This window comes from Odoribacter lunatus, from assembly GCF_943193135.1.
GTDB lineage: Bacteria > Bacteroidota > Bacteroidia > Bacteroidales > Marinifilaceae > Culturomica > Culturomica lunata.
This window is the reverse complement of sequence record NZ_CALPCZ010000046.1, coordinates 1-9,131: the sequence shown is the minus strand read 5'-3', so window position 1 is coordinate 9,131 and position 9,131 is coordinate 1. Positions and strand designations below refer to the sequence as shown.

General features: G+C 38.5%; 9 protein-coding genes. 2 read left to right on the top strand and 7 right to left on the bottom strand.

What is annotated here, in order from left to right; all coding sequences use genetic code 11:
• Positions 1-111: 111 nt before the first annotated feature.
• Positions 112-1,680: an NAD+ synthase gene (locus tag NFR61_RS10805; RefSeq protein ID WP_251624010.1), complete on the bottom strand. Its 1,569-nt coding sequence runs from the start codon at positions 1,678-1,680 to the stop codon at positions 112-114.
• Between the two features lie 134 nt (positions 1,681-1,814).
• Between NFR61_RS10805 and gldB the strand changes: the two genes are divergently transcribed.
• Both gldB and NFR61_RS10795 read left to right on the top strand, forming a co-directional pair.
• Positions 1,815-2,795 (top strand): gliding motility lipoprotein GldB, encoded by a 981-nt coding sequence (gene gldB / locus NFR61_RS10800; RefSeq protein ID WP_251624008.1) that lies wholly within the window; start codon positions 1,815-1,817, stop codon positions 2,793-2,795.
• Between the two features lie 10 nt (positions 2,796-2,805).
• Positions 2,806-3,333, top strand: coding sequence for a 5-formyltetrahydrofolate cyclo-ligase (locus tag NFR61_RS10795; protein WP_251624006.1), 528 nt, complete (start codon positions 2,806-2,808; stop codon positions 3,331-3,333).
• Between the two features lie 56 nt (positions 3,334-3,389).
• Here the strand turns inward: NFR61_RS10795 and groL are convergent, their stop codons facing one another.
• From groL to NFR61_RS10765, 6 genes are all read right to left on the bottom strand, one after another.
• Positions 3,390-5,018: a chaperonin GroEL gene (groL, locus tag NFR61_RS10790; RefSeq protein ID WP_251624004.1), complete on the bottom strand. Its 1,629-nt coding sequence runs from the start codon at positions 5,016-5,018 to the stop codon at positions 3,390-3,392.
• Between the two features lie 58 nt (positions 5,019-5,076).
• Complete coding sequence (locus NFR61_RS10785; RefSeq protein ID WP_251623997.1) at positions 5,077-5,346, bottom strand: co-chaperone GroES; 270 nt, start codon at positions 5,344-5,346, stop codon at positions 5,077-5,079.
• Between the two features lie 196 nt (positions 5,347-5,542).
• On the bottom strand, positions 5,543-5,893 hold the full coding sequence (secG, locus tag NFR61_RS10780; protein WP_251623995.1) for a preprotein translocase subunit SecG: 351 nt from the start codon (positions 5,891-5,893) through the stop codon (positions 5,543-5,545).
• 2 nt (positions 5,894-5,895) lie between these two features.
• Positions 5,896-7,026 carry a hypothetical protein gene (locus NFR61_RS10775; RefSeq protein WP_251623986.1) on the bottom strand — a complete coding sequence of 377 codons (1,131 nt, stop codon included), beginning with the start codon at positions 7,024-7,026 and terminating at the stop codon, positions 5,896-5,898.
• Between the two features lie 10 nt (positions 7,027-7,036).
• Positions 7,037-7,558, bottom strand: a complete 522-nt coding sequence (locus tag NFR61_RS10770; RefSeq protein WP_251623984.1) for an LptE family protein — start codon at positions 7,556-7,558, stop codon at positions 7,037-7,039.
• A gap of 84 nt (positions 7,559-7,642) precedes the next feature.
• Positions 7,643-8,875: a sigma-54 interaction domain-containing protein gene (locus NFR61_RS10765; protein WP_251623982.1), complete on the bottom strand. Its 1,233-nt coding sequence runs from the start codon at positions 8,873-8,875 to the stop codon at positions 7,643-7,645.
• Positions 8,876-9,131: the final 256 nt, after the last annotated feature.

Below are 9,131 nucleotides of genomic sequence, written 5' to 3'. Positions count from 1 at the left end.
TGCCGTCACTGGTGGGAGAGTAGGTAGACGCCGAATTTTGAAAAAGAGAGTCTTGGAAAAGACTCTCTTTTTTTATTACAAATCTTGTTTTTTTTGTGTGTTTACGCCTTATTAATAAGGTAATTTTCTTCCAAGACCAAATGCTTTTTTACTTACTTTTAAGATGGGTGGACATTGTGCTCTTTTATATTCGTTGTGTTTTACCATACTAATAATTTTGAGAGCCAATTCCGAATTGAAATGTTGTTTGGTAATTTCTTCTACAGATAAGTTTTCTTCTATATATAATTTTAAAATCTGGTCTAACGTCGGATAATCGGGTAAGGAGTCTTGATCTTTTTGGCCCGGATGTAATTCTGCTGAAGGGGCTTTTTTTATTGTATTTTCCGGAATAATGATTTTATTACGATTGATATCCGTTGCTAATTTATAAATATCAGTTTTATAGACATCGCCAATTACGGACAGAGAGCCGCATAAATCTCCATATAAAGTACCATAACCAATAGAAGCTTCGCTTTTATTTGAAGTGTTTAGAGCTATATACCCAAATTTATTGGACATAGCCATTATCAACATGCCTCTAATACGGGCTTGTAAGTTTTCTTCTGTAATATTAAAGGGTAAATCTTTGAATAAAGGTTTTAGTTGTTGTATGTAACTTTCGTATATGGATTTAATAGGAATTATTTCATAGGAAATACCAAGATTTAATGCTAATTCTTTTGCATCTTTTAAAGAATGATCGGTGGAAAATTCAGAAGGCATCAATAACCCGAATACATTATTTTTTCCTAATGCTTCTACTGCCAAAGCAGCAACAATAGCAGAGTCTATTCCTCCTGAAAGTCCTAAAATTGCTTTCTTGAAGTCATGCTTATAGAAATAGTCCTTTATTCCATGGACTAATGCATTGTGGATAGAACCAATGGGTGTTGTTTGTGCTAATTTTATTTCGTGACTATTAGCGATTGTATTTGTATCCAAGATTAAAAAGTCTTCTTCAAATGCTTTTAGTTGATGGATTAATTTGCCTTTATAATTAAATACCATAGAGCAACCATCCAATAATATGGAGGTGCTACCTCCAATAGGATTTATTGAAATGACAGTTTTGTTATGTTTTAAAGCTAGTGAAGAATAAATATGATGGCGTTCAGTTAAGCTTTCTGTAGTGAAAGGAGAAAGACCGATATGGATGATGAAATCATCATTTTTTTCTATGTATTCGGATTCATATTCATCAAAAATAATTCGTAAATTTTTATTTTTAAAATGTATGGCTTGGTTATTTTCTCCTGCAACAAAATAGCGACTTTCACTATGAATATCGTAATCGCTCAGTACGCATTTATGAACTCCATCGACGACTTCCCCGTTTTGTATAAAATAGGCAGAATTATACATGATACCTGTTTGTGTATCTAGATTAGGTGCACCGATAATTGCTGCCATGGAGTCGCAAGCGAGAGCTAATTTTTCGACACAAATTCGGCATTCATTGATAAATTGTTCTTTTTCTAATAAATCTTGTGGAAAAGGACCGCAAACACTTAGTTCTGAAAAAATAATTAGATCAGCTTTGGCAGTTTTGGCTTTTTCGATAGTCTGGAGCATAATCTGCCGGTTTTTTTCGATATTACCTGTAAAATAGTTTATTTGAGGAAGAGCGATACGCATATGAATAAGATTAATGATTGTTAATTTGCGGATGTAGATAAATTCCTATGCTTTTTTGATTTGTCGGTCTAAAAACATTATTCGTATATTTGTTGTAAAAATAAGGTTTTTGTGATTAATTAGAATAAAACGACGTGAAGTTTAAGAGCATTTGTATTGTTTTTTTTATTTTATTAGGGGGCTGTACTTCTAAACAGGGGCAAGAGAAACAGTTTGAGATTGTTCGATTTGATAAACATCTGTTTGCATTGAATCCGGAGAAACCTGATGTGCAGGAGTTGCCAACTAAAGATTCGACTTTTTTTAGATTATATGTAGAAGGAATATTGCAGATAGGGAAGGCTGATGACCAAGAGATGCCGGAGTTATTGTCTTTATTTTTGCAGGACAGTATTATATTGGAAGTATACGATAGTGTAAAATTGAAATATCCGGATATGGCCGCCCAAGAACGTGAATTTGCGATAGCTTTTGCTAATTATACAGAATATTTTCCTTTGCGTTCGATACCTAAAGTATATACACATATTTCGGGATTCAATCAGTCAATAGTTGTAGATAGTAATTTAATAGGGATTAGTTTGGACAACTATTTGGGTGAGAATTGTGTATTTTATCAAATGTTAATGACACCTATTCCTCGGTATATCTGTCGACGCATGAATGAACGGGAAATAGTGCGGGATGCTTTATATGGTTGGATAAGTGCGGAATTTCCTTTCCATCCCAATAGATTGGATTTATTGAGTGGTATAATTTATCAGGGGAAAGTGATTTATTTATTAGAAAAGTTGCTGCCGGATTATAATTTGGCAAGTTTGTTCGGCTATACCTTAGAACAATTGGAGTGGTGTCGTGATAATGAGGAAAATATTTGGGAGTTCATGGTTGATAATGAATATTTATTTGAGAATCAACAGATGTTATTTCGGAAATATCTGAATGAAGCTCCTTTTAGTTCCGGTATGCCGACGGAATCTCCGGGAAAAGCGGTAGTGTGGTGTGGATACCGTATTGTAAAAGATTATATGAAGAAGAAAAACGCTTCCTTAGAAGAGTTAATGAAAGAACAGGACTATCATAAAATGCTAAGAGTTGCGGCTTATCGTCCGTAAAAGATTCAAGATGGATAAAAAAGAACTAAGGAAACAGATTCGGGAATTAAAAAATCTATATTCGATAGAAGATAAATTGCGTTTTTCTTCGGAAATAATGAGACAGCTTGAAGAAAACGAACACTTTATACAGGCTCGGTGGGTTGTTTGTTATTGGTCAATGGCAGATGAAGTATACACCCATGATTTTATCTGTAAATGGGCAGAAGAGAAGTATATATTGTTGCCTTGTGTGCGTGGTGATGAACTGGAGCTACGGCTTTTTTCCGGAAAAAATAATTTGCACCTGGGTGAAGGTTATGCAATTCCCGAACCAGAGGGAGAATGCTTCACGGAATATGGGAAAATAGATTTGATAATTGTGCCGGGAATGGCATTTGATGGGAGTGGAAACAGGCTTGGACGTGGCAAAGGGTATTATGATCGTTTTCTGAGAAATAGGACAGCTTATAAAATAGGAATTTGTTTCCCATTTCAGTATCAAAAGACAATACCGGTAGATTCATTGGATGTACCGGTAGATGAAGTAATAAAATAAAAGGAAGTGATTTAATCACTTCCTTTTTATTTAAACGAATCCGTAATTGAATTACATTACATCATTCCCGGCATGCCGCCACCCATTGCAGGAGCTGCGGGCTCGTCTTTTTTCTCTTCAACCAACACACATTCGGTGGTTAAGAACATTCCGGCGATAGAAGCGGCATTTTCCAAAGCAACGCGGGTTACTTTCTTCGGGTCGATAACTCCGGCCTTCTTCAAATCCTCGTAAATATCTTTACGGGCATTGTATCCGAAATCACCTTTGCCTTCGCGTACTTTGTTTACCACAACGGCACCTTCAACTCCGGCGTTGAAAGCAATCTGACGCAACGGTTCTTCGATAGCGCGACGGATAATCTCGATACCTGTTTGCTCGTCTTCGGTTTCGCCTTTCAAACCGTCCAAAGCAGCTTGTGCACGGATGTAAGCAACGCCACCTCCCGGTACGATACCTTCTTCACTGGCTGCACGGGTTGCATGCAAAGCGTCATCGATACGGTCTTTTTTCTCTTTCATTTCTACTTCAGAAGCAGCACCAACATAAAGAACTGCCACACCGCCTGACAATTTAGCCAAACGTTCTTTCAATTTTTCTTTATCATAGTCGGAATTTGAATTTTCAATCAATTTCTTGATTTGTTCGATTCTTTCCTGGATAAATTCTTTCTTTCCGGCGCCTTTTACGATAGTTGTATTTTCCTTGTCAATGGTCACTTTGTCGGCACGTCCTAACTGTTCGATCGTCAGATTTTCCAATTTCAAACCTTTATCTTCGGAAGTTACAACGCCACCTGTAAGAATTGCAATGTCTTCCAACATTTCTTTCCGACGGTCACCGAATCCCGGAGCTTTTACAGCGGCAATTTTCAATGAACCTCTCAGACGGTTTACAACTAAGGTTGCCAAAGCTTCGCTTTCAACATCTTCTGCGATAATCAACAAAGCACGGCCGGATTGAGCAACCGGTTCCAATACTGGCAACAATTCCTTCATGGAAGAAATCTTTTTGTCGTAAAGCAGGATATACGGATTTTCAAATTCGCAAATCATCTTTTCGCTGTCTGTAACGAAATACGGAGAGATATATCCGCGGTCGAATTGCATACCGCCTACGGTCTTTACTTCCGTTTCGGTACCTTTGGCTTCTTCAACTGTGATAACACCTTCGATACCTACTTTTTCCATTGCTTCGGCAATCAAATTACCGATAGTTTCGTCTCCATTAGCGGAAATACGGCCTACCTGGCGAATCTTTTCAAAGTTATTGCCGACCTCTTCTTTTTGTTTTTCAAGGTGTTTAACCACAGCGCCAACAGCTTTGTCAATACCTCTTTTTAATTCCATCGGGTTGGCTCCTGCTGTAACATTTTTCAATCCGACATTAATAATAGATTGTGCTAAAATCGTAGCGGTTGTTGTTCCGTCTCCTGCGTCGTCACCGGTTTTGGAAGCAACTTCTTTTACCATTTGAGCTCCGATGTTGGCATACGGATCTGCCAATTCGATTTCTTTGGCTACGCTAACGCCATCTTTGGTAATGTGAGGAGCACCGAATTTCTTTTCGATAACCACATTTCGGCCCTTCGGTCCGAGAGTTACTTTTACAGCATTTGCCAATTCATCAACACCCTTTTTCATCAGGTCACGGGCTTCGATATTGAATTTTATTTCTTTTGCCATAGTGTTTCTATTTTAATTTTATATCACGTTAAATCTTGCTATATAACACAGGGAATATTTATAAAATAACTAAAATATCCGATTGATTCATTACTAAATATTTCTTATCATCGATGTGGATTTCAGTACCGGAATATTTTCCGAACAATACGGTATCACCTGCCTTTACTTCCATGGGCTCATCGGATTTACCCTTACCGGTAGCGATAACAGTACCTTTCTGCGGCTTTTCCAATGCCGTATCCGGGATAATAATTCCACCTTTGGTTACGGTTTCTGCTTCTGCAGGCTCAACGATAATTTTGTTAAGAACGGTTTTCAGTGTCATAACGTTGTTTTTTAGTTTATAATTAATTTTTACGTTTTATAGACTTCTACGGTTGCATCTTCCATGCTTCCGATTGCGTATTAATTTTTATCATTTTTCATGCCAAAAATAAAAATGTCCTTTCGACGGGTGACAAAAGTACAAAAAAATGTCAGTATGGCTGACATACTGACATTTTGCTATATTCGATTGTTTCTTATTGCTGTTCTCCGGCAGAAGCTGCTGCTTCAGTTTCAATCTGTTCCGTACCAAAAGAAGGAATAATCTGATTAGCCGGAGCTTGTTGAAGCTGTTCTTGAATAGCGGATTGTCCTCCTATTTCACCTCTTGGAATAGCCAAAGCGGCAATAATACAAAGAACAAGCATGGCACCGGCAAGCGTCCAGGTTGCTTTTTCCAGAAAATCTGTTGTCTTTCTTACGCCCATAATTTGATTGGAAGAAGCAAATGAAGAGGCTAACCCTCCGCCTTTTGAATTTTGTACTAATACAATTAATATCAGTAATACGCAGACTATTACGATTAATGCGATAATTACAGTATACATGGTTATTGAGAATTATTTATTTTTTCTTTTATTTTTTCAATACGGTTTGCAAAGTAAACACTTTTTTCCGGATATTTCAAACTTAATTTTATATAAGTTGAAATGGCTTTTTCATACAACTGCTGTTTGATATAGATTTTGGCCAATGTTTCGGAAAAAAGATCTTCTTTCTCCATACCGCTTTCTTCGGAAAGGTCGCCTTCTTCGATTTCCTCTAAGTTGCCTTTGGGAATAGTCGGGTCTTCCGTAATGAACTTATTGATAAGTTTATCCTGGTCTTCTTTCTTTTCTTTTTTCTTCTTGTTCACCAATGCAGCCAGCTCACCGATAGTCGGTTCCTTCTCTGGAGTATCCGTTTCTTCGAGGCGGTAAACGGTCGTCCGGACTTCGGGGAACTCTTCCTCTTTTTTCTGGACAACCGGCTCCGGTTCCGGAACTGAATATTGCGGCTCGTCCTCCTGGATAAGTTCGATATATTCGATAGGAGGGGGTGGAGTTTCCTTAGGTGTTTCCTGTATCTGTACCGGTTGTTGATAATCGGCGGAAGTATTCTCCAGTTCGTCATAATCCGCAATGACTCCGGGCATATTGTCCAAAAAGATAGGGTTGGATATAACCGGCTCTTGCGGTTCCTCCCGTTTGACGACAGGAGGTGGTGAGACGGGAACCGTCGGAGGAGTATAAATTGGAGGGGTATAAGCCTGAGGGGCGGAAAAATCCACATTCAACAAGGCTTCTTCCCGCGGACGTTCCTCTTTTTTCGGATTTTTTTCTTTATTGGCCGGAATACCGACGGAATTTACAGTCCTGTATCCGTTGATTTCATGAATACGGTCATTGACAATAGTTGAAAGCGGCTTGTCTTCATTCAGACTTTCAGGCTGTAAATAATCAAAATCCAGTAAATCGTGCAGATACTTATAAAACTGTTTGTGGTCGGTAATGTGAATGGAATTTGCTTTTAGTTCATTACGAAACCGGGCAAGGGCGGAAATATTTAATATTTTTAAATAAAGAATCCTGGCCGATTGGAAATAGGGATAGCGGTTTACCAGACTTTCAAGTTCCAGTAAATCACCATTCCTGTTTTCTTCAGGGTGGCAGATCAAATCGATTAGTTTTTCCGCTTTCATTTATATCCTATTACCAATTGACTAAAGCTTTGTTATAAATATCGTCAATGATTTTATCTAAAATTTGAGTAATCAATTCTTCCTCTATCGCATCGAAATCGGCATTAATATCGTAATCGGCATAATTGGAAAATCTGGAGTCGAAATCATATTTATCATCCTTCGTATTAATATACTTCACTCGTATTTCAATAGTCAGCCTGTTTGAAGTGGCAATTTCATCCCGCTGAATATCTATCGGTTTCTGATAGTACCCCACAATCTCCCCTGAAAACTGAATATCTCCGTTATTATCCGTCATCTCTTTCAAGCTCGTTTTCGTACGCATATAAGTCTGTAACTTTTCCGTAAACAGCGTACTCAAATAAGGAACTACCAACAATGCCTTATTTTGAAAATAGTCGACGGAAAAAGTTTTCACTTCGGGAGAAATGGAGGCTCCCGTCATGGAATAACTGATGGATGCCAGCTTGCAGGAGCCGCAGCAAATAACGATGAATAGTGTGAAAAATATATATTTTAAATACTTCATGCCTGTGCAATATTTCCGACAAATGTAGTAATTAAGAGTTGGAAAATAAAATGAATTCTTAAAACGGAATTCATTTCCCGATTGTTAAAAATCTTCAAGATTATACTCTTTCAGCTTTCTGTACAGAGTCCTTTCCGAAATACCCAAATCCTTTGCCGCCAATTTGCGTTTACTGTGATTTTTTTCAAGAGCCTTGACAATCAGTTCTTTTTCTTTTTCTTCCAAAGAGAACGATTCTTCAATGACAGCTTCTGTTTCCTGAATAGAGGAAAGAGGATGTGCTCCGGCGTCTGTCGTGGAATTTATCACTTCCGACGGGAGCGTCGGGTATTGGTCTTTCAAAACCAGTGAAGTAATGTCGGAAACAGAAGGATGCGAAGCTTCGCCTTTTTCAAGCATCCCGTATACCAGTCGCTTCAAATCGTTCATATCCTTCTTCATATCGAAAAGGATTTTATAAAGAATTTCCCGTTCCGAAGCGAAATTCGTATCGTGTTGCTCACTTCCCGCCGAGAGAGCCGGCAGGCTGTTTTGTTCTATCGGAAGATATTTCTTTAACGTAAGGGCATCTACATTCCGCTCCTGTTCGATAATCGAAATCTGTTCCGTAATATTTTTTAATTGACGGATATTTCCCGGCCAACGATACTCTTCCAGAATCAGCATGGCATCCTCTGTCAGGCGAATAGGCGGCATCCGGTATTTTTCTGCAAAATCGGCAGCGAACTTGCGAAAAAGCAAGGTAATATCGCTTTTTCTCTCCCGCAGGGGAGGGATAGAGATGGGAATCGTATTTAAGCGGTAATATAAATCCTCGCGAAACTTGCCGTTTTTAATGGCGGCGGGAATATTGAGATTGGTTGCGGCGATAACCCGTACATTTGTCTTTAATACTTTTGAAGATCCTACCCGGATAAATTCGCCGGATTCCAGCACCCGGAGCAGCCGGGATTGCGTGGCAAGCGGGAGTTCTCCCACTTCATCAAGAAAAATCGTACCGCCGTCTGTTACCTCGAAATAGCCTTTGCGGTCGGATAAGGCGCCTGTAAACGCCCCCTTCTCGTGTCCGAACAGTTCGGAATCAATCGTTCCTTCCGGAATCGCACCGCAATTGACGGCAATATAAGTGGCATGCTTGCGAGTGCTATATGCGTGAATAATACGGGGAAACACTTCTTTTCCGACACCGCTTTCTCCTGTAATCAATACCGATAAATCTGTCGGAGCCACTTGCGTGGCAATATCGATAGCCCGGTTTAAACCGTCATTATTACCGATTATCTCGAACCGCTGTTTAATAGCCTGCAAATTTTCCATACCGATCATTCCATTTCAAACTACTGCAAAAATAAATAGTTTTATTTAATTTTATCCTTTCCGTCTTTGCAGATAGTACAAAATAATCTTGTATTTTATTTTTTTACCTCTTTGATTTTTCATCATGAAACTGTGCATTTTTTTCGGCCAATAAATACGCCTTTTTTAAAAACCTATCATTTTCATGTTAAAAACCTATCGTTTTTGCCTCAAAAACGATAGGTTTTCGGTAGCAAAACGATAGGTTTAAAAATAA

Coding starts and splice junctions, on each gene's coding strand:
- NFR61_RS10795 (WP_251624006.1), top strand. CDS start 2,806: ATGGATAAAAAAGAACTAAGGAAACAGATTCGGGAATTAAAAAATCTA.
- NFR61_RS10765 (WP_251623982.1), bottom strand. CDS start 8,875: ATGGAAAATTTGCAGGCTATTAAACAGCGGTTCGAGATAATCGGTAAT.
- NFR61_RS10775 (WP_251623986.1), bottom strand. CDS start 7,026: ATGAAAGCGGAAAAACTAATCGATTTGATCTGCCACCCTGAAGAAAAC.
- secG (WP_251623995.1), bottom strand. CDS start 5,893: ATGTATACTGTAATTATCGCATTAATCGTAATAGTCTGCGTATTACTG.
- NFR61_RS10785 (WP_251623997.1), bottom strand. CDS start 5,346: ATGACACTGAAAACCGTTCTTAACAAAATTATCGTTGAGCCTGCAGAA.
- NFR61_RS10805 (WP_251624010.1), bottom strand. CDS start 1,680: ATGCGTATCGCTCTTCCTCAAATAAACTATTTTACAGGTAATATCGAA.
- NFR61_RS10770 (WP_251623984.1), bottom strand. CDS start 7,558: ATGAAGTATTTAAAATATATATTTTTCACACTATTCATCGTTATTTGC.
- groL (WP_251624004.1), bottom strand. CDS start 5,018: ATGGCAAAAGAAATAAAATTCAATATCGAAGCCCGTGACCTGATGAAA.